Genomic DNA, 18,411 nt, shown 5'->3' on the forward strand with positions numbered 1-18,411 from the left:
GAAGGTTGACGCGCGATGTATATGACCCAGTTCCTGCACCGTCTCGTGCGGCAGGCCCCGGAAGAACGTGCGGCGCAGGATATACGGCGCGCGCTCAGTTGGCGGGAACTGGCATTGGAAGTGCGCCGATTTGCCGGGGCGCTTCGCCGCGACGGCATGCAATCGGGTGAGCGCGTCGCGATCATGGCGCGCAACCGCGTCGAGTTTCTCGTCTATGCGATGGGGACATTCTGGGCAGGTGGCGTCATCGTGCCGGTGAACCTGCGCTGGGCCGCCCCGGAGATCGCGCATGCGCTGCGCGATTGCGGCGCCCGATTCCTGTTCATCGAACCGGCCTTTCTCGCGTTGCTGCCGGATCTTCTGGCCGCAGTGCCGCAGATCTCCGGCATCGCATTCGATGCGGAGGAAGGGAACGACTCGGCGATGCCGTATGCGGCATGGTTGGCCGGCGAGTGCGATGTGGAGGACACGTTGCGGCGTGGCGACGATCTGGCCGCCATTCTCTATACCGGCGGTACCACCGGGCGCTCGAAGGGCGTCATGCTCAGCCACGCAAATCTTGCCTGGTCGATGTTCGGCACCATCGCCGCGACCGATGGGCCTGCGACGCGGCGCCATCTGCACGTGGCGCCGCTGTTCCATGTCGGGGCCTTGTCCAATCTCCTGATCGGCCTGGCCACGGGCGCGACTACCTTTTTCCTGCCCTTGTTCGACCCGCAGCGCGTTTCCCAGGCCATCGCCGAATGGCGCGTGGACGAGGTATTTCTGGTGCCGACGATGATCCGCGCGATCCTCGATCAGCCGGATTTCAATGCCCGCGACCTGGCTTGCATACGGCGTATCCGCTACGGGGCATCGCCGATCGACCACAGTCTGCTTGAGCGTGCGCTTGCCGCGCTCCCGAACGCGGGCTTCGTTCAGGGCTATGGCATGACGGAGCTGGCGCCGGTGGCGACGATCCTGACCGCTGCCGACCATGATCCCGCCCGGCCCGGCTTTGCGCAGCGCATTGCCAGCGCCGGCAGGGCAACCGCCGCGTGCGAGGTGCGGGTGGTGGAGGAGGGCGGCGCCGAGTTACCCGCTGGGGCGATCGGCGAGATCGTCGTTCGCGGCCCGAGCGTCATGCTCGGATACTGGAACCTGCCGTCGGAAACGGGCGAGGCGGTGCGCAACGGCTGGCTGCATACCGGCGATGTCGGCTTCCTCGATGATGCCGGCTATCTCACGGTGGTCGATCGGCTGAAGGATATGATCATCACCGGCGGAGAAAACGTCTATTCTACAGAAGTCGAGAACGTGCTGGCCTCCCATCCGTGCGTGGCCCAGGCCGCGGTGGTCGGCTTGCCGGACGCACGCTGGGGCGAGCGCGTCCACGCCGTGCTGGTAGCGCGCCCCGGAGAGATGCTCGATCCTCAGGATATTCTCCGTCACTGTCGCCCGCAGATCGCGGCTTACAAGTTACCGAAAAGCTTCGCCATCGTCGAAGCGTTGCCGCTCACTGCGGCTGGGAAGCCGCTCAAGGCGGCGTTGCGCAGCGACCCGGCTTACCGCGGGTTTGGGGCCTCGTCGTGAACCGCGTTGATCTGCTTGACCAGTTCCTTCGATAGAACGACGTCGATCGCGCCCAGATTCGCATGTAACTGCTCGATATTGCTCGCTGCCATGAGCACGGCACCGACGAAGGGTTGCTGGCGTGCAAAGGCGAGCGCCATGTGCGGCAGCGTCAAGCCATGCGCACGCGCAATCGCGTCATAGGCACCGATCGCCTTGATGCGCGCCGGCCCCAAGCGGGTGAAATAGTCGCGGATGTGGCTGGATCGCGTACCCGCCAGAATCGCAGGGGACGTGCCGTATTTGCCGGTCAGCGCGCCGGTTGCCAGGGGCGAATAGGCGATCAGCGAAAACCGCTCACGCAAGGCGCACTCGGCAAGCCCGAGCTCGGCGCTGCGATCGAGCAGGTTGTAGCAGTTCTGAACCGATGCGATTCGTGCAAGGCCCTTGCTGTCTCCGACGGCAAGATGCTTCATCGCGCCCCAGGGCGATTCGTTGCAGATGCCAATCGCGCGCGCCTTGCCCTCGGTCACCAGTGCGCTCAGCGCGTCTAGCGTGTGGTCGATCGGAACGGATTCCGGGCGCTCGGGCATGTTGGCGAGGCGGGGTCGGGCGGCGAGCGCAATCGGCCGTTCCGGCCAATGGGTCTGGTACAGGTCGATATGGTCGGTGCCCAACCGTTTCAGGCTGGCCTCGGCGGCTTCCCCTATGTTTGCGCGGTCGAGGCGGCGCCGATCGCCGCGCAGATAGTCGAATCCGCCAAAGGCTGCCACCTTCGTGGCGACTACCACTTTGTCGCGCACTTTCCGGCTGGCGATCCAGCGTCCTAGAATCGCTTCGGACTCGCCCTGCGTGGCGGCGGAAAAGGGGAAGGGATAGTTTTCAGCGGTGTCGAACAAGGTGATGCCGGCGTCGAACGCGGCGTCGAGCTGGCGAAATGCATCGCTTTCGGAACTCTGCCCGCCAAATGTCATCACGCCGAGGCCGAAGGCGCTCACCTTCAACCCCGATGTGCCCAGATCGCGATATTCCAAGCTTCTAATCCTTCATGCGGAGAATCACCCGACCGGCGTTCCTTCCCCCGCCGGCGGCGAGCATCGCTTCCGCAAAATGCTCCAGCGGGTAGGCACGGGCGATGGGAGGACGGAGAAGGCCGCGGCGATGCAGAGCAAAGAGCTGCTCGATATTGGCCTCCGATTGCGCCCGCTCCGTGGCTTCGAAATCGCGCACGTTCACGCCGACGAGCGCGGCATTCTTCAGCAGCGCGAGGTTCACCGGAAGTTTCGCGATTCCGCCGCCGGCGAAGCCGAGCACCAGCAGCCTGCCATTCCGTCCCAGCGTGCGGAACGCGCGTTCGGTCATCGGATCGCCCACGGGATCGACGACGACATCGATCGGCCGGCCGTTGGCGGCCGCCTTCACCGCATCGCGCCATTGCGGCGAATTGCTGTCGATGACGGCATCCGCGCCGCTTCGCAGCGCGAGCGTCCGCTTCTCCTCGCTCGACGCGGACGCAATCACGTATGCGCCGAATGCCTTGCCGATTTCGCACGCAGCATAGCCGATGGCGCCGCCGGCACCCAGTACCAGGAGCGTTTCGCCCGCCTTCAGTGCGCCGCGCTGGGCAAGCGCGTGATAGCTGGTGGAATAGGAAGCCAGAAACACGGATGCTTCGGGGAAGCTCATCGTGTCCGGGATCCGCCGCGCCTGCGCACTGGCGACCACGGCGACTTCGGCAAGGGCACCACCGTCCAGCATCACGCAGACCCGTTCCCCGATGCGGCTGTGGGAAACGCCCGCGCCGACCGCCTCGATTGTTCCCGCGAACTCGCTACCGGGAATGAACGGCAGTGTGGGCTTGATCTGATAAAGTCCGCGGGCCGTCAGGACATCAACGAAGCTGATGCCGGCGGCATGCACCCGTATCTGGACCTCGCCGAAGGCCGGGCCGGGCATATCGACCGCCTGGAGTTCGAAGGTGGACGGATCGCCAAAGGCGGGCACTACCACCGCACGAACGGCCAATCCCTGTTCCGGTGTCGACATGTGCAGCGCCTTCTCTGGTCTCGTACCCGCAGCATCGCCTCGGATCGGCCCCGCAACCGAATCGACAGCGAAGCAGCAATGTTTATCAAACTATCAATCGTTAGATTACTTGGCCAGAGGAGACGTGCCACAGGTTTGGGCGTGTCAGTTTCGTATCGCGGCCAATGCTGGCTGTAGGATGCTGCGTGCATCGATCAGCGCCGTGCCGGCAGCGATTCGGTCTGCGTCGGTCCATCGCTCGCGCACTTCGCCGCAGCTCAGCGCCCATTGGGCTGCCGGTTCGGTGCCGTCTTCGATAAGCGGGACGGCGACCGCGGAGTAATTCCCGCGCGGACCATGATCGAGGCTGACGAAGCCGAATGCTTGATACTCCGCCAGGGCGGCGTCGAATCGGGCTTGCTGCAGGTCCCAGGATCCCGCCGTCATCCGTGTCGTGTCCATCGCGGCGTCGCGCGCGGGTTGCGGAAGCGCGGCCAGAAGGGCGAGACCGGACGCCACGTCGACCAGCGATGCGCGCCAGCCGACGGGCTCGTCCGGCCGGACGAACGCGCCCTCCGCGCGCTCGATCGAAATCATCTCGGCGCCCTGTCGCTTGCTCAGCGTCGTCGTGACGAGAGTCGCGTCCGAGATCTTGCGCATGTATGGCAGTGCTACCTCCGCCGGGGCCATCCCCATGATGGCGGCATAGCCCAGCGTAACCGCAGGCGCGCCGATCCGCAGGGCCGCGCCGCCTCCGCTACGGACGAGGAAACCCGCTTCGAGCAACGTCTGACATAGTCGCCAGGTGGTCGGCTGGCTCAGGCCCACACGCCGGGCGATTTGCGAAACGCTCAGTTCTGCCCGGGGACGATCGAAGCATCGCAGAATTTCGAGCCCTCTTGCGAGTGCGGTTACCGTTGGCTGGGCTGTCGGTTTGGCCATGTCTCTCGTCCTTTACTTCGCACGCTAAACAGCATATATATTCACTATACGCAATATCTATTCGCATAGTGAATAAAAAAGAGGATGCACATGGATCACATTAGCGAAATCGTGGGGCTGAACGGCGCGCCGCTCGAGCAGATCCCTTGGCCGATGCACCGGGAAGTTCGGCAGGACGATTGGCGGCCGCCGGCGGGGACGCGGATCATTTCGGTCGATGATCATGGTATGGAAGAAGAGCACCTCTGGGAGAACCGGATGAAGGGCGCCGACAGGGACCGCGCGCCCAAATTGTGGAAGGACGCCGACAATCGCTGGTGGATGACGGTCGATGGGAAGCCCTGGGACGTGCCGGGCATCGACTCACACGTGAGCGAGGGGCGGCCGGGCATGTGGGACGTCCATGCCCGGTTGAAGGACATGGACGCGGAAGGCATCGAGACCTCGCTCTTCTTCCACACCCGGGCGATGGCGCTCATCCGCCTAGAAGACAAGGCCTTTTTCAGCCGCTGCATGGATGCGTTCAACGAATGGGTCGGCGAATATTGCTCCGCAGCGCCCGGTCGTCTCGTCGGCGTCGGCATCTTGCCGACCGTGTTCAATCCGGACGAGACGCACGACTATCTTCAGAAGATGAAGGGGTGGGGGCTGAAGGCGCTGGAAATCCCCTCAGCGCCAAAGAACACGCCGTATAACAGCAAGGCCATGGAGCCGCTGTGGGCGGCGATCGCCGCGAGTGGAATTCCGGTGATGTTCCATGTTGGCGCGTACCTCGAATTCAGCGGCTATGGCGCGACGGGGGCCAACCTCACCAAGAATTTCGGGCCCTATCGTCCGCTATGGGCGCTTCTCGCCTTTTCCGGGATTCTGGAACGACACCCCGATCTCAAGATCGTCTTCTGTGAGGGCGGCTTCGGCTGGGTTCCGTGGACGCTTCAGGACGCGGATCGGGTCTACCAGGTCTATGGCAGCGAACTGAAGCCGAAGCTGCCGCATCCACCCAGCTATTATTTCAAGCGGCAATGCTATTGCGCGATCATGCAGGACGATGTCGGCCTGAAACTCGCACGGGACTACGACATGACCGGCAACATGCTGTGGTCTTGCGATTATCCGCATGCGGAAAGTGTGTTCGGCAATTCGCGCGCCGAGATCCGGAAGATCTTTGAGACGCTTGGCGAGGAGAAAGCCAAGGATGTTGTTGGACGTACTGCCGCGAGGCTGTGGAACCTGTAACCGGGACTCGGCCGGGGCAATGCAATTGCCCCGGCCGGCGCCGAGCGCGGCAGGCGCCTTGCCGACGGCGCGCCGACAACCCGGTCAGTCGTCGCCCGCCGGGCTTTGTCCCGCGATGCGGGACCCGCGCACTGCGTCGCCAGCAAAGTCGTAGGAAGGCGTCTGCTTGCGCCGGAAGCTGTCGACGCCATGGGCGAAGTTGTACGTCTGACCCAAGAGGACCTGATTTCGATCCTCTAGGGCAATTGCGGCTTCGAGGCTGGGTGCGTCGAGATTGTAATTGAGCAGGTCCTTGGTCAGGCGCAGTGCCATCGGCGCGGTGCCCAGCATGTCCGCGACATAGCTGTGGACGGCATCATCGAGCTGCTCGGCCGGCACGACATCGGCGAGCAGGCCCAGGCGCAAGGCGCGCTCGGCGTTGAGCATCCGGCCAGTGAGGAGCAGTTCCGCGGCCGGTCCCGCGCCGATCAGGCGCGGCAGAAAATAGCTCGATCCGATGTCTCCGCCGCCGACGCCGATTCGGATGAACGCGGCGTTCATGCGCGTATTCTTCGCTGCCACCCGGATGTCGGTCGCCATGGCAAGCGAGAAGCCGCCGCCTGCGGCGACGCCGTGCAGCGCGGCGACGATCGGCTGCGGGCAGCGGCGCATTGCCAGAACGATCCCGCCCAGGCGGTCCTGCACCGCGAACTTCTCGACGGATCCGCCGTGCATGAACCGGTTTGCCTGGTCGCTCGACAGGTCGAGCCCGGAGCAGAAGGCACGCCCCATCCCTTTCATCACGACGATTCTGACCTCTGGTCGCCGCGACAGGCCGGTAAAATAGTCGAGCAGGCTCGATGTCATGTCGTCGTCGAGCGCGTTCAAGGTGGCGGGCTTGTTGAGCAGGAGGCGTTCCCACCCTTCGAACGATTCTACCTCGATTGCGTTCATGGACCTCTCCTGCGCTTCCTTTGACGACCTGCCGGCGGCCGCGGTCCATCGGCAGCGGCCGATTCCGCATGCCCGGGGATTGTTGCGGAACCAGCCGCAGCGGCCAAGCAGGCAGGTGCAGAATTGTCTAGCCAAGTTTCCGAACGATTGATAGTTAGATTCCTGAGCGTCGGCAAACGCGGATAGGGAAGCTTCAGATGCCGAGGATCGTACTCTCTTTCGGGTTGCCGCAAATGTGGTGCCTGCATCCGGGTGCGGCTTGGCACGGGCGACCGTCCCGCAGCGCTATCGCGATGGGCGGGGTGACGCGGCCAAAGTCGAGCGTCGCCTGTCTCCGTATACGGTCCAGCCGCAGGTGCCGGGGGAACGCAACAGCGAATTGTGAGAGGATCAAGCGCCGTGTCATGGGCAAATCAGGATAAATGTGCGATCGTCGGGGTCGGGGCTACCGATTATTACCCGAGGGGGCAAAGCTGGCCCCGTACCATCAACGAGATGGTTGGCGAGGCGATCCTCAAGGCCTGCGCCGATGCCGGCATTGGTGTCAAGGACATCGACGGCTTCGCCTATTATTCCGGCGCCAGCGCCGGCTATGTCGATAAGCTGGAAACCGGCTCGTTGATGGAGACCCTGGGGATGCGCGGCGTCTCCTTCACCGCGGCGTTGACTTCGGGTGGCGGCGGCTCAGCGGGTGCGGTCGGTCTCGCGACGGCGGCACTGATGAACGAGGACTGCAAATATGCCGTCACCGTGATGGGCTGCCAGCAACGGCTTCAGCGATTGGGCACGGTGTTCGGCGCCATGGCCCCCACGCCCGAGGCGAGTTTCACCCGGCCTGCGGGCCTCGTCGGCCCGGGCCACTTGATGAGCGTCCTCACGCGCCGCCACATGCATCTCTACGGCACGACCGAAGACGCGTTCGCCGAAGTGGTTATGGCGACGCGCGAGCATGCGCTGAATCGTCCCAAGGCTATCCGGCGCAAGCCGCTGACCAGGGAAGAATATGATGCGTCGCCAATGCTCGCGGATCCGCTCCGGCGGCTCGATTTCTGCTTGGAAACCGACGGCGCCATTGCGGTCGTTACGACCACGACCGAGCGCGCGCGCGATTGCCGCCAACCGCCGGCGCTGATTCACGCCTGCGCCCATGGCGCATCGCGCGAGTGGGGCCGTGCCTTTGCCTGGATGGGCATGCCCGATCCGGAGTTTTCGAGTTCGGGTCATCGCTTCACCGCGCAGCGCGTCTGGGACCAGAGCGGGTTGACGGCCAAGGACATGGATGTCGCGCTTTTGTACGACCATTTCAGCCCGATGGTGATGATGCAGCTCGAAGACTACGGGTTTTGCGAGCGCGGCGAGGGCGGCGCGTATCTGCTGGAGGGGAAGATGCGCTACGATCCAGCAAGTCGGCGCGGCGTTAACGGCGGCGTGCCGGTGAACACCCATGGCGGCAATTTGTCCGAAGCCTACATGATCGGGATGACGCATCTCCTCGAGGGCGTCGAGCAAGTTCGTGGTACGGCGATCAACCAGGTGAAGGACGCCGAATTCGCGCTGGTGACCGGTGGTCCGGCGCCGATTCCCGTCTCCAGCCTGATCTTGAGGAGAGCGTGATGACCGAACGGGTTTATGGTATCGCCCGCCCGCTGCCTGGGAGCGATGTCAGTATCACGACCGATCCGCATACCGAGCCGTTCTGGCTCGCGGCGAAGGAGCGCAGGCTCACCGCCTGCCAGTGCGCGTCCTGCGGGCATTTCCGCATGCCGCCTTCCCCGTTTTGTCCCGAGTGTTCGAGCGCGGAGAAGGCGTGGCCGACGCTGCCCGGAACGGGAACGATCTTCAGCTATGTGGTATGCAACAAGAATCCTGCCGACGGGGAACCCTATGTCTATGTTCCGATCGTCGTTGACTTGGATGGTGCGCCCGGTGCCAGGCTTCTGGCGAACGTGGCTGGCTGCACCGCCGAGGAGGTGCATATCGGCATGAAAGTCACGGTACACTGGACCGAGATTCAGGAAGGCTGGCTGTTGCCGAATTTCGAACGGGCATGACACGGCCCGCATCGGGCAGCAAAACAAGAATGAGGAGAGTGTGATGGATCTGAAGCCCGGCTCGCGCTGGAAAAGTGCAGTTTGCACCGCCGAGTTCGTGGTGGTGCGACCGGCTGCCGGTGATACCGTTCCTACCTGCGGCGGCCATCCGATCGTCGCATCGGCCGACAAGGTGCCCGAAGGGCTCGAGATCGATCCCGCGCTGAGCGGCGCGGTCCTGGTCGGCAAGCGATATCACGATCCGCAGTCGGGCCTGGAAGTGCTGGTAACCAAGGTAGGGGTCGGATTGCTGGCGATCGACGGGCGGCCGCTGGTGCTCAAAGAGGCGCAGCCTCTTCCTTCTTCGGACTGAGCGGGGCCAATTGTGCACACAACTTTGCTTTTGGAGATGGGGGCGGGCTCCTTTCCGGAGCGGCGCGCCGTTACCGATCCGACCGAGCGCCTCACCTTGGGTGGGCTGGCGGCACGCGCCCGCGCCGCGGCACAGTTCTTTTCCAGCCATGCTGGAGACAAGGTCGTCTATCTCGGGCTGAACAGCGTATCGCTCCCTACCGCGCTCTTCGGCAGCGGTTTCAGCGCGAAGCCGTTCGCGCCGTTGAATTATCGCCTGCCGGACGAGGACCTGCGCAAACAGCTCCGGCGAGCCGCGCCGTGCACGGCCATCGTCGATGACGAGATGGCCGCGCGCGCCGCGCATATCGACGGCGTGCAGGTCGTGCCTCGGAGCGCGTTCGAAGCCGCGTTGCGCGATCACCCTGTGCCGGACGAAAATGCAGTGGCCGGCGAACCCGACATCGCCGTGCTGCTGTTCACCAGTGGTACGACCGCCGAGCCCAAGATCGCGATTCTGCGGCATCAGCATGTTGCGAGCTACGTTCTTTCGAGCGTCGAGTTCATGAGCGCCGAGGAGCAGGAGGCGGCGCTGGTTTCGGTGCCCTCCTACCACATCGCGGGGATTTCGGCGATCCTGACCGGCATCTACAGCGGGCGCCGTATCGTGTACCTGCCGGCCTTCACGCCCGAGGACTGGGTCGAGACAGCGCGGCGCGAAGCGATCAGTCATGCAATGGTCGTGTCGACGATGCTGTCGCGGATTCTGGAGGTGCTGGAGAGCCGGAAGATCACGCTGCCCCATCTCAAGGCAATCTCCTATGGCGGCGGGCGCATGCCGCATGCCGTGATAGAGCGGGCGATGCGCGTCCTGCCGCAAGTCGATTTCGTCAACGCCTACGGCCTTACGGAAACGAGCTCGACAATCAGCGTCCTGGGGCCCGAGGATCATCGGCTCGCGATGGCGTCGCCGGACCCGCGCATCCGGCGCCGCCTGGGCTCGGTCGGCAAGCCGCTTCCCACGCTCGAAATCGAAATCCGGGACGCGGAGGGTAACCCGGTTCCACGGGGGCATAGCGGCGAGGTTTATGTTCGCGGGGATCAGGTCGCCGGCGAATATGTGCACCGCAAGGCGATCAGGAGTGACGGCTGGTTTCCAACGAACGACGCGGGCTGGCTGGACGAGGACGGGTATCTTTTCCTGGAAGGGCGCCTGGATGACGTGATTGTTCGGGGCGGCGAAAACATTGCCCCCGTCGAGATCGAGGATGTCTTGCGGAGTCATCCCAATGTTGCCGATGTGGCCGTGTTTGGGGTCGCCGATGATCATTGGGGGGAGAAGGTGGCGTGCGTCGTGGTGCCAGCTGGTGAAAAGCCGACCTTTGCGGCGCTGGGCGCCTGGGTCCGCGAGCATTTGCGCTCGACCAAGACGCCTGAAGCGTGGGCGTTTCGTACCGAACTCCCGTACAACGAGATGGGCAAGCTGCTTCGTCGCGTGGTAAAGGCTGAGTTCGTATCGGAGAGTCAGGACGCTTGAATCGAACAGCATCAGACCGCGCGTGCGTGCCGGCTTGTGACGGCTCGGCTCAGGGCGACTTGTCTCGAGCGATGGATGATCCCCCGCTATCGTCGGGTTTGCGTGCGCGCGCGGCGGGGCGCGCGGCGGCGTCCCAGGAGGGGGCTGTCACCAGCCTACGGGAAGAGCAGAAGGCGCTAACCCGTTCGCGTATCATTGCTGCGGCGCATGCCTGTTTCGCGTCGATGGGCGCGGGTGCGGTGAGCTTCGACGACATCGCCCGCGAGGCCGGTGTCGGGCGCGCGACCGTTTATCTGCACTTCCCGAGCCGGGAGGCGCTTTGGCTCGCGATGTTGCGCGAGGATTGGCGCGTGCAGCGGGTGCTCTTCGCGACCTTTCCGACAGAAGACATTTCCTTGGCGACAGTGGCGGGATGGCTACGGCGGCTCGTCTCGGGCTTTCGCGCGCGTCGAATCTCGATGTCCGCCTATGCACAGTTGCTGGGCAGCGACCCCGCCCTCAACGACAGCGTGAACGCACAGCGCGAACAGCTCCTGGTGATCCTGGGCGAGCGCTTCGACGCTTTTGCCGTCGCGGATCGTTCCGATGCAGCCCGGTGGATCGCGGCCTATCTGGTGCTGGTACAAATCGAGCAATTCTGCCAGTTTGCCGCCGGAGAGGCGCGCGAGGACCTCGTCGCTGCCGGCATCGATCTGCTTTCGGCGCAGATCGTGGCGTTCGTGCGCGATGCGACGCCGTGAGGATATTGTTGCCGTATAGCGCGACGGGTGCCGCCCCCGGCATGGCATTCGGCAGGCTAATACCGGGGTCGGGCTGAGTGATGCATTCCCGCGCCGAGCAACCATCCGATCTTCTGGCCGGCGCGCGCTATTCGCCGATCGGTGGCGATCCGCTGATTTTCGTCGATTTCGCCCAGGACATCATAGGGCCGCAGGAGGGGGCGATACGGGTGGCGATCGATCGCCGCGGCGCACTGCCGGACATTGATCCGAGCGCATTCGATCTGGCCCTGACGACTGCGTCGGATGCGCCCGCACCCTGGACCTGGGTGGTGCCGGAGCGCGTGGATGACGCGATCACCCGCATTCGGGCGGTCTGCGGCAATGCGCCGATCGCCGCTACCGTGCTGGCCCGCGTGCTGCGCCTGGGCGACATACTCCCCTTCGATGCTGCGCTGGAGGTTGAGTCGCTTGCCTATTCGACCTTGCTGGTCGGGGCGGAATTTGCGGCATGGCGGAAGGCGCGTCCTCCCGGTGGGGCGGACGATGGGCGCGACGAGGGGGGGGTGGTGTATGCCCGCGACGGGGATCAGGTGACCCTGTCGCTTGCGGCGCCTTCGACCCGCAATGCCATGACCGCAGCGATGCGCGATGCGCTCTATGAGGCGCTCGTCAACGTCCTCGAAGATCCGAGCCTGCCGATGGTCGTGCTCCAGGGCCAGGGCCGCTGCTTTTCGACCGGCGGCCATTTGCCCGAATTCGGGGTGGCGCGCGATGTGGCGGCAGCGCACATCATCCGGTCCGAGCGTAGTTGCTCACGAATACTCCATTTGCTGGAAGACCGCGCGACGGTGCGGTTGCACGGCGCCTGTATCGGATCGGGAATCGAAGTGCCGGCAGCGGCCGGCTTCCGGATTGCGACGCCCGCGACCTTTGCACAATTGCCCGAGCTGACGATGGGACTGATCCCCGGCGCGGGCGGAACGGTGACGCTGCCACGCGCAATCGGCCGCCACCGCACGATGTGGCTTGCGCTGACCGCGCAGCGAATGAACGCCCGCCAGGGCTTGGCGTGGGGCCTGTACCACGCAGTCGAGCCATGGCCCGAGACCTGAACGCGCTGCTGCGTCCACGGCTGCGCCCCTTCGGGCTGTCGGGTGATGCGCTGCTCGAACGCGATGCGCCGAACGGGCTGGACGTTCCCGGTGCGGTTTCGGCGAACGGCCATTGTCGTTTGTTGCCGTGCCGCGACGCCTGGGTGGCGTTGAACCTCGCCAGGCCGGGCGATGTCGATCTCGTTCCCGCGTTGACGGGGCGGCAAGGTACGCCGTGGCAGGCTGTCCTCGCCACAGCAGCGGCAAGCGACGCCGCCGCGTTCCGGGATCTCGCCGTCGAATTGCAATTGCCCGTGGCGGTGCTGGGCGAGGCGGCGCCGATCCGGCGCGCGGAAATACGCGAACGGTCGCTCGCCGGCCTGCGCGTGGTCGACATGTCGGCGCTGTGGGCGGGGCCACTCTGTGCAGGCCTGCTGGCCCGGTGCGGCGCAGCCGTCTTGCGGATCGAGAGCGTGGGCAGGCCCGATCCGACCCCGGCCTTGTCGCCGGTGCTTTCGGCTCGGATCAACGGCGGCAAGCGAGGGTTGTCACTGGACTTGCGCAAGCCCGACCATGTCGCGCGCCTGCACGCAGAGGTGCGTTGCGCCGATGTTTTTGTCACCAGCGCCCGCCGCGCCGCGCTCGCTCGACTTGGGTTCGAACCTGAAGGATTGCTGCGCGAGCGACCGGGCCTGACCTGGATCGCCATCACGGCGCACGGTTTTAGCGGACCGGGCGCCGCCCGCGTGGGGTTCGGCGATGATTGTGCGGTTGCCGGCGGGCTCGTCGATCGCCGCGCCGACGGCAACCCGCTGTTCCTCGGCGATGCGCTGGCGGACCCGTTGACCGGGCTCGAAGGGGCATTGGCGGTGCTCGAGGGCAGCCATCGGGGTCTCGTCGATCTTGCGATGGCCGGCGTTGCGGCTGCCTATGCCCGGGCGATGCACGGATGACCCTGACGATCCGGCACGTGCAGATGGAAGACGGCCTCGTTCGCGACATCGCGATTGCAGGCGGGCGGATCGCGGCGATCGGTCCGAGCCTCGCCTCGGCCGGCGAGGAAATCGACGGACGGGGTGCCTCCGCGCTGCCTGGGCTGCACGACCATCATGTGCATGTCCTCGCGCTTGCGGCACGCCGATCGTCTCTCGACTTGGGCGGGCTGGAGCGAGAAGACCAGATCCGCCAGATGCTTGCCAATGCCGCGCCGCGTTCGGACGGGTGGGTGCGCGCGGTCAACTATCATGAGCAGGCAGCGGGGCTGCCCGATGCCGCGCTGCTCGACGGCTGGATCAGGGATCGGCCGCTGCGGGTGCAGGATCGAACGGGTGCGCTGTGGGTGCTGAACAGCCGGGGCCTGCGCCAATTGGAGGGCCGCCCGCTTCCTCCCGGTGCGGAGCGCGACGCTGCCGGCAAGCCGACCGGCCGATTCTGGCGCGAGGATGGCTGGCTGCGTTCGGCGCTGCCCACCACCACGCCCGATCTCGGGGAGCTTGGCCAGACGTTCGCGCGCTTGGGCTTGGTGGCGCTGACCGATGCCAGCGCCACCAACGGTCCGGAAGCTGCCGCGACGCTGGGTGCCGCGCATCGGCGCGGCGAACTGCCCCAGCGGCTGACGTTGATGGGAAGCGAGGCGCTTGACGCGGGCAAGGGGTATCGACTCGGCGCGCTGAAGCTCTTGATCGACGAACGGGATCCGCCGCCGCTCGATACGCTAATCGCACGGATCGGCGGTGCGCGGGCACGGGGCAGGACGGTAGCGGCGCACTGCGTCACCGATCTCGAGTTGGCACTCTTCCTCGCGGCGCTTTCTGCCGCAGGCGGGGCGTGCCGCGGCGACAGAATCGAACATGGCGGCCTGATCACGCGCGAGGCATTGGCGGAGATTGCACGGGCCGGCCTCATGGTCTGCACAAATCCTGCGTTTCTGTATGACCGGGGCGAGCATTATCTGCGGCATGTGGCGGAGGATCGGCTGGACGACCTTTACCGCGCGCGAAGCCTGCGCAGTGCTGGCATTCCCTTGCTGGCAGGTTCCGATGCACCTTACGCTTCGTTCGATCCCTGGCTGGCGATGCGGAGCGCACGCGACAGGCGGACGGCAGCCGGCAGGGTCGTGGCGTCTGCCGAGCGCCTGAGCGGGCAACAGGCGTGGCAGCTCTATGCAGAGCCGTCGCTGGCCGTTGGCGGGCCCGCCGACCTCATCCTGTGCGAGGGCTCGCCGGACGCGGTCTTCGCCGAGCTCGACGCCGATCGTGTCCGTATGACCATCATCGCAGGTAAACTCGTTTCGTGCCGGGATGTCGGCGTGGGACGGCGCTGAATCGCTCCCAGTTCGGCGAAAGCGCAAACGGTCGTTTTCATCTATCTATCAGTCGGTAGTTTGTGTACGTCGGGATGGACGTGGCGGGGGCCGGGTTCTGCCGATGCGCTGTAGCCGCTGGTGGCGTTCCGCGATGCGCCGCCGCCGCGTCGCGAGGAATTGCGAGGCCGAAGGGGAGCGATAGTGAAGATCGAAAATGGCATTGCCGCGGTAGTGACAGGCGCTGCATCCGGGTTGGGTAAGGCGACGGCAACGGCGCTTGCCCAGGCGGGTGCGAAGGTAGCCATTCTGGACCTCAACGAAGAGGCTGGGCAGGCCACCGCCGATGCGCTCGGCGGCGTGTTCTGCAAAGCGGACATCATGAACGAAGAAAGCATGCTCGCTGCCTTCGACAAGGCACGTGCCGCGCACGGCCAGGAGCGTGTGCTGGTGCATTGCGCCGTTGCGGTGAAGGGCGGGAAGACGGTGAGCTGGGATCGCGAGGCTGGCCGGTTCAAGCGCTTTTCCAGTGAGGATTATGCTTTCTCGGCGATGGGTGTGGCGGTGGCCAGCTATCGCGTCGCTTCGATCAGCGCGCTGGGCATGGCCGCGCTCGATCCGCTGGAGGACGGCGAGCGCGGCGTCATTACGCTGACCTCGTCGGCTGCGGCGCAGGATGCGCAGGTGGGGCAGGTGGCCTATGGCTCGTTGAAAGCGGCCGTGAACGGGCTTGCGCTGCCCATGGCGCGCGATCTGATGGATCTGGGCATCCGCGTGAATTCGGTCATGCCGGGGATCTTCGCGACGCCGCCGATGCTTGCGGTTCCACCGAAAGTGCTGGAAGTGCTGAATGCATCCGTGCCCTTCCCCAAGCGCCTTGGCAAGCCCGAGGAGTTTGCGAGTCTGGTTCTGGAGCTGGTTCGCAATGTCTATTTCAACGGCCAGAATATTCGGCTGGACGGCGCCATCAGGATGCCCCCCAAGTAGAAAGCAAGTCATTGACTACACCTCCGCAATATCCGATTGCAGATCGATCTGCAGGCCATGCGCCGCTGCGGCGTCCCGGCTCCGTCCGTCGAACGACGACGATTGATTCCGAATGGCCGGAGGGCGCGCGCGCACCGTGGCGCATGACAGCGCGCGCGCGCGATCTGCTGACTCCCGCTTCCGGCAAGCCGGTGATTCTCGCAGAGGGGGCGTTCGAAATTCTCGCCTCCCCCGTGCGGGAGATCCTGGAAATAACCGCGTCGCCGGCCCACCCGGGCATACCGCAGTTGGTCGGCATCCGGGGCGGTGGCGCGAGCCGCGGGCGGATCGAGGAACTGCTCGCCGACATTCGGCACGAACCGCTGTATCAGCTGCTCGATGACTATGCGGGCGCAAGCCTCGTCGCGGCGTGGATCTGGTCGCAGTGGGATCCAGGCTGGGCCGCGCGGGTGCGCAGCGCGCAAGTCTCCTCTACTGCCGGGCGCGGCGGCAAGATGGAGAATGTCTGCACCGGTTTCGCCACGGGATCGAGCGCGTTGGCCGAAGACGGGGGTACCAATGTCCAGCTTCAGTCCTCGGCCGATGTCGGCCCGCTCGAACATCCGGATGATCCGCAAGGGTGGCATGCGCTTCCCGCACAGGGCGGGCGGCCGCAGGGCAGGCGTGCGCGCCGCATCGATCTGTGGCGCGACGGCGACCTGATCCGTGTCGATGCCGGCTTCCAGGATAGCGGCACGACGCCGGCCGGGGGGCGGCGGGCCGTGCATGAATATCGCGTCTACGCAGAAGTCGAACAGGCGACGGGGCGCCTCGCGTCGGTGCAGGCGTTGCCGCTCATCCTGCCGTTTCCCGAATGCCCCGGTGCCGCCGTGAAGGTAGCGCGGATGGTGGGCGCCGATGTGAGCGCGCTGCGCGGTGCCGTGATCGAGCGGCTGCCAATGACTTTCGGCTGCACGCATTTGAACGACGTGATCCGTGCGCTTGCCGACGTACCCGCATTGGCTGCGAACTTGCCGACAGAGAGCGCATGATCTGGTAGGAACGGCGTCGGTTACCGGCGGGCGACGAGGCAGACCCTAATCGTGCGGAGCGGCGCAACGTAAGCCTTCGTCGCACCGCTCCGACTCGGCTTTATTTCCGCTGGGTTCCGATCGTCACCGTCTTGTAGTGGACGAACTCGTCGATGCCAGCGCGGCTGCCTTCCTTGCCGAAACCGGAGATGCCGATGCCGCCAAAGGGAATCGCCGCGCGCACCGGTCCACCGCCGTTGACATGGACGCCGCCCGCCTCAAGCCGTTCGCACAGGCGATGGACGCGCTCCACGTTGTTCGACTGGATATACGCAGCCAGGCCGTATTCGGTGTTGTTTGCGATCTCGATGGCCTCTTCTTCGGTATGGAACTTGGTGACGGTCAGGGCCGGGCCGAATATCTCCACTTGGCTGATCTCGTGCTTTGGATCGGGATCCACGATGATGGTCGGCTCGATATAGTTGAGCCCCGCAAGTTCACCCTGGCAGCGCTTGCCGCCGAGGAAGAAGGTCGCCGCACCGTCGCGCCGCGCCCGCTCGAACATCGCCTCGATGCGTTCGGCCGCGCTTTTGGTCATCACCGGCCCTATCATCACGCTCGGATCGGCCGGATCGCCCACCTTCAGCGATTCGACCAGCGCCTTGGCCTTGGCAAGGAAGGCGTCATAGATGTCGGCGTGCACCAGCGTCCTGGTCGGCAAGGCGCAGCCCTGGCCCGAACCGAAGAAGAACACCATCATCATCGAAATCTGGACGGCGGTATCGAGATCGCAATCGGGGAACACGAGGTTTGCTGATTTGCCGCCGAGTTCCATCACCGTGGGCTTGATCTCCTCGGCGCAGGCGGTGAGGATCTTGCGCGCTGTGACGGGGCCGCCGGTAAAGCTGATCTTACGGATCTGCTTGTGGCGGATCATCGCCTCTCCGGCGTCGGCGTCGCCGTGGAAGCTGGAATACACGCCATCGGGAAAGCCCGCCTGCTTGATCAGCCGAGCAAACAGCTCCGGCACATGCGCATTCAGTTCCGACGGTTTGCAAACGACGCAGTTGCCGGCCGCCAGAGCAGGAAGCACCTTCATAGCGAGCGAGATGAGCGGCCCGTTCCAGGTGATGATGATGCCGACGATGCCGATGGGTTCGGGAATAGTGTAGGCCATCTCACCGAAGACATCCATGGTCGAGAGCGTCTGGCCGGTCAGCTTGTCGCACCAGCCGGCAATGTAGCGCGCGTTCTCCACCGCATGATCGACCGTGATATGACCAGCGGTGACGGCGTGGCCATTATCCAATCGGGCGAATTCGACGAAATCCTCGCGATGGGCCTCGATCAGATCCGCGAGCCGCAGCAGCAGCCTGCGGCGCTCTTCGCCCGGCGTTCGCCGCCAGGCGTCCTTCACTTTCAGGGCGCGCTGCACCGCCTCCTCGACCTCAGGAGCGCCGGCGAGCGGGACCTCGTTCTGCGGCTGCTGCGAATGGGGATTGAGGTGCGCATGAACGCCGCCACTCGCGGTTGCGCGGGTTTCGTGTCCGAGATGGACTTGAATCCTTAGCGGACGCTCGATTTCGACGCGCTGCGCCGCGTGTGTTGCCATGATCCTCTCTCCATTTTTGCCGCCGTGGCGGGGCGTTTCGCTTCTGCGCGGCAAACTCGGCTATCGATGGAAGAAGGGCAGT

General features: G+C 65.1%; 17 protein-coding genes. 12 read left to right on the forward strand and 5 right to left on the reverse strand.

Annotation, left to right across the window (positions count from 1 at the left end; all coding sequences use genetic code 11):
• Positions 1-15 precede the first annotated feature (15 nt).
• Positions 16-1,572 (forward strand): AMP-binding protein, encoded by a 1,557-nt coding sequence (locus ACT53K_RS19010; protein ID WP_476230367.1) that lies wholly within the window; start codon positions 16-18, stop codon positions 1,570-1,572.
• Here the strand turns inward: ACT53K_RS19010 and ACT53K_RS19015 are convergent.
• From ACT53K_RS19015 to ACT53K_RS19025, 3 genes are all read right to left on the reverse strand, one after another.
• Positions 1,545-2,585, reverse strand: a complete 1,041-nt coding sequence (locus tag ACT53K_RS19015) for an aldo/keto reductase (protein WP_476230369.1) — start codon at positions 2,583-2,585, stop codon at positions 1,545-1,547. The genes ACT53K_RS19010 and ACT53K_RS19015 overlap by 28 nt on opposite strands.
• Positions 2,586-2,589: 4 nt before the next feature.
• A complete protein-coding gene (locus tag ACT53K_RS19020; RefSeq protein ID WP_476230370.1) occupies positions 2,590-3,597 on the reverse strand; it encodes an NADPH:quinone oxidoreductase family protein in 1,008 nt (335 codons plus the stop codon).
• A gap of 144 nt (positions 3,598-3,741) precedes the next feature.
• Complete coding sequence (locus ACT53K_RS19025; protein ID WP_476230372.1) at positions 3,742-4,518, reverse strand: IclR family transcriptional regulator; 777 nt, start codon at positions 4,516-4,518, stop codon at positions 3,742-3,744.
• Between the two features lie 90 nt (positions 4,519-4,608).
• On the opposite strand from ACT53K_RS19025, the gene ACT53K_RS19030 reads away from it, so the two are divergent.
• Positions 4,609-5,754 carry an amidohydrolase family protein gene (locus ACT53K_RS19030; protein WP_476230374.1) on the forward strand — a complete coding sequence of 382 codons (1,146 nt, stop codon included), beginning with the start codon at positions 4,609-4,611 and terminating at the stop codon, positions 5,752-5,754.
• An 84-nt stretch (positions 5,755-5,838) separates the two neighbouring features.
• Here the strand turns inward: ACT53K_RS19030 and ACT53K_RS19035 are convergent, their stop codons facing one another.
• The gene (locus ACT53K_RS19035) at positions 5,839-6,687 is read right to left on the reverse strand and encodes an enoyl-CoA hydratase/isomerase family protein (protein ID WP_476230376.1); all 849 of its coding nucleotides are present in this window, start codon (positions 6,685-6,687) and stop codon (positions 5,839-5,841) included.
• Positions 6,688-7,086: 399 nt separating this feature from the next.
• Here ACT53K_RS19035 and ACT53K_RS19040 point away from each other — a divergent pair, with 399 nt between their 5' ends.
• The 10 genes from ACT53K_RS19040 to ACT53K_RS19085 all read left to right on the forward strand — a co-directional run bounded on the left by ACT53K_RS19040 (position 7,087) and on the right by ACT53K_RS19085 (position 16,738).
• Positions 7,087-8,301: a thiolase C-terminal domain-containing protein gene (locus tag ACT53K_RS19040; protein ID WP_476230377.1), complete on the forward strand. Its 1,215-nt coding sequence runs from the start codon at positions 7,087-7,089 to the stop codon at positions 8,299-8,301.
• The gene (locus tag ACT53K_RS19045; RefSeq protein WP_476230378.1) at positions 8,301-8,738 is read left to right on the forward strand and encodes a Zn-ribbon domain-containing OB-fold protein; all 438 of its coding nucleotides are present in this window, start codon (positions 8,301-8,303) and stop codon (positions 8,736-8,738) included. The genes ACT53K_RS19040 and ACT53K_RS19045 overlap by 1 nt, the downstream gene beginning before the upstream one ends.
• Before the next feature lie 43 nt (positions 8,739-8,781).
• Complete coding sequence (locus tag ACT53K_RS19050; RefSeq protein ID WP_476230379.1) at positions 8,782-9,090, forward strand: hypothetical protein; 309 nt, start codon at positions 8,782-8,784, stop codon at positions 9,088-9,090.
• Between the two features lie 24 nt (positions 9,091-9,114).
• The gene (locus ACT53K_RS19055; protein ID WP_476230381.1) at positions 9,115-10,605 is read left to right on the forward strand and encodes a class I adenylate-forming enzyme family protein; all 1,491 of its coding nucleotides are present in this window, start codon (positions 9,115-9,117) and stop codon (positions 10,603-10,605) included.
• A gap of 71 nt (positions 10,606-10,676) precedes the next feature.
• Positions 10,677-11,345, forward strand: a complete 669-nt coding sequence (locus ACT53K_RS19060) for a TetR/AcrR family transcriptional regulator (RefSeq protein ID WP_476230382.1) — start codon at positions 10,677-10,679, stop codon at positions 11,343-11,345.
• Positions 11,346-11,425: 80 nt separating this feature from the next.
• Entirely contained in the window at positions 11,426-12,439 is a 1,014-nt protein-coding gene (locus tag ACT53K_RS19065; protein WP_476230418.1) for an enoyl-CoA hydratase/isomerase family protein, read from the forward strand.
• Positions 12,424-13,371 carry a CoA transferase gene (locus ACT53K_RS19070; RefSeq protein WP_476230384.1) on the forward strand — a complete coding sequence of 316 codons (948 nt, stop codon included), beginning with the start codon at positions 12,424-12,426 and terminating at the stop codon, positions 13,369-13,371. Before ACT53K_RS19065 ends, ACT53K_RS19070 begins: the two co-directional genes overlap by 16 nt.
• On the forward strand, positions 13,368-14,741 hold the full coding sequence (locus ACT53K_RS19075) for an amidohydrolase family protein (protein WP_476230386.1): 1,374 nt from the start codon (positions 13,368-13,370) through the stop codon (positions 14,739-14,741). The genes ACT53K_RS19070 and ACT53K_RS19075 overlap by 4 nt, the downstream gene beginning before the upstream one ends.
• Before the next feature lie 183 nt (positions 14,742-14,924).
• The gene (locus ACT53K_RS19080; protein WP_476230388.1) at positions 14,925-15,707 is read left to right on the forward strand and encodes an SDR family oxidoreductase; all 783 of its coding nucleotides are present in this window, start codon (positions 14,925-14,927) and stop codon (positions 15,705-15,707) included.
• 143 nt (positions 15,708-15,850) lie between these two features.
• A complete protein-coding gene (locus ACT53K_RS19085; RefSeq protein WP_476230389.1) occupies positions 15,851-16,738 on the forward strand; it encodes a DUF2889 domain-containing protein in 888 nt (295 codons plus the stop codon).
• A 100-nt stretch (positions 16,739-16,838) separates the two neighbouring features.
• Here the strand turns inward: ACT53K_RS19085 and ACT53K_RS19090 are convergent, their stop codons facing one another.
• Positions 16,839-18,383: an aldehyde dehydrogenase family protein gene (locus ACT53K_RS19090; RefSeq protein ID WP_476230390.1), complete on the reverse strand. Its 1,545-nt coding sequence runs from the start codon at positions 18,381-18,383 to the stop codon at positions 16,839-16,841.
• Between the last annotated feature and the right edge of the window lie 28 nt (positions 18,384-18,411).

The organism is Sphingomonas sp. DMC8, from assembly GCF_056314185.1.

What these genes read in the sequence shown, in the direction of transcription:
- ACT53K_RS19045 (WP_476230378.1), top strand. Translation starts at nt 8,301, where the DNA reads ATGACCGAACGGGTTTATGGTATCGCCCGCCCGCTGCCTGGGAGCGAT.
- ACT53K_RS19070 (WP_476230384.1), top strand. Translation starts at nt 12,424, where the DNA reads ATGGCCCGAGACCTGAACGCGCTGCTGCGTCCACGGCTGCGCCCCTTC.
- ACT53K_RS19020 (WP_476230370.1), bottom strand. Translation starts at nt 3,597, where the DNA reads ATGTCGACACCGGAACAGGGATTGGCCGTTCGTGCGGTGGTAGTGCCC.
- ACT53K_RS19065 (WP_476230418.1), top strand. Translation starts at nt 11,426, where the DNA reads ATGCATTCCCGCGCCGAGCAACCATCCGATCTTCTGGCCGGCGCGCGC.
- ACT53K_RS19075 (WP_476230386.1), top strand. Translation starts at nt 13,368, where the DNA reads ATGACCCTGACGATCCGGCACGTGCAGATGGAAGACGGCCTCGTTCGC.
- ACT53K_RS19030 (WP_476230374.1), top strand. Translation starts at nt 4,609, where the DNA reads ATGGATCACATTAGCGAAATCGTGGGGCTGAACGGCGCGCCGCTCGAG.
- ACT53K_RS19025 (WP_476230372.1), bottom strand. Translation starts at nt 4,518, where the DNA reads ATGGCCAAACCGACAGCCCAGCCAACGGTAACCGCACTCGCAAGAGGG.
- ACT53K_RS19085 (WP_476230389.1), top strand. Translation starts at nt 15,851, where the DNA reads ATGACAGCGCGCGCGCGCGATCTGCTGACTCCCGCTTCCGGCAAGCCG.
- ACT53K_RS19010 (WP_476230367.1), top strand. Translation starts at nt 16, where the DNA reads ATGTATATGACCCAGTTCCTGCACCGTCTCGTGCGGCAGGCCCCGGAA.
- ACT53K_RS19050 (WP_476230379.1), top strand. Translation starts at nt 8,782, where the DNA reads ATGGATCTGAAGCCCGGCTCGCGCTGGAAAAGTGCAGTTTGCACCGCC.
- ACT53K_RS19035 (WP_476230376.1), bottom strand. Translation starts at nt 6,687, where the DNA reads ATGAACGCAATCGAGGTAGAATCGTTCGAAGGGTGGGAACGCCTCCTG.
- ACT53K_RS19060 (WP_476230382.1), top strand. Translation starts at nt 10,677, where the DNA reads ATGGATGATCCCCCGCTATCGTCGGGTTTGCGTGCGCGCGCGGCGGGG.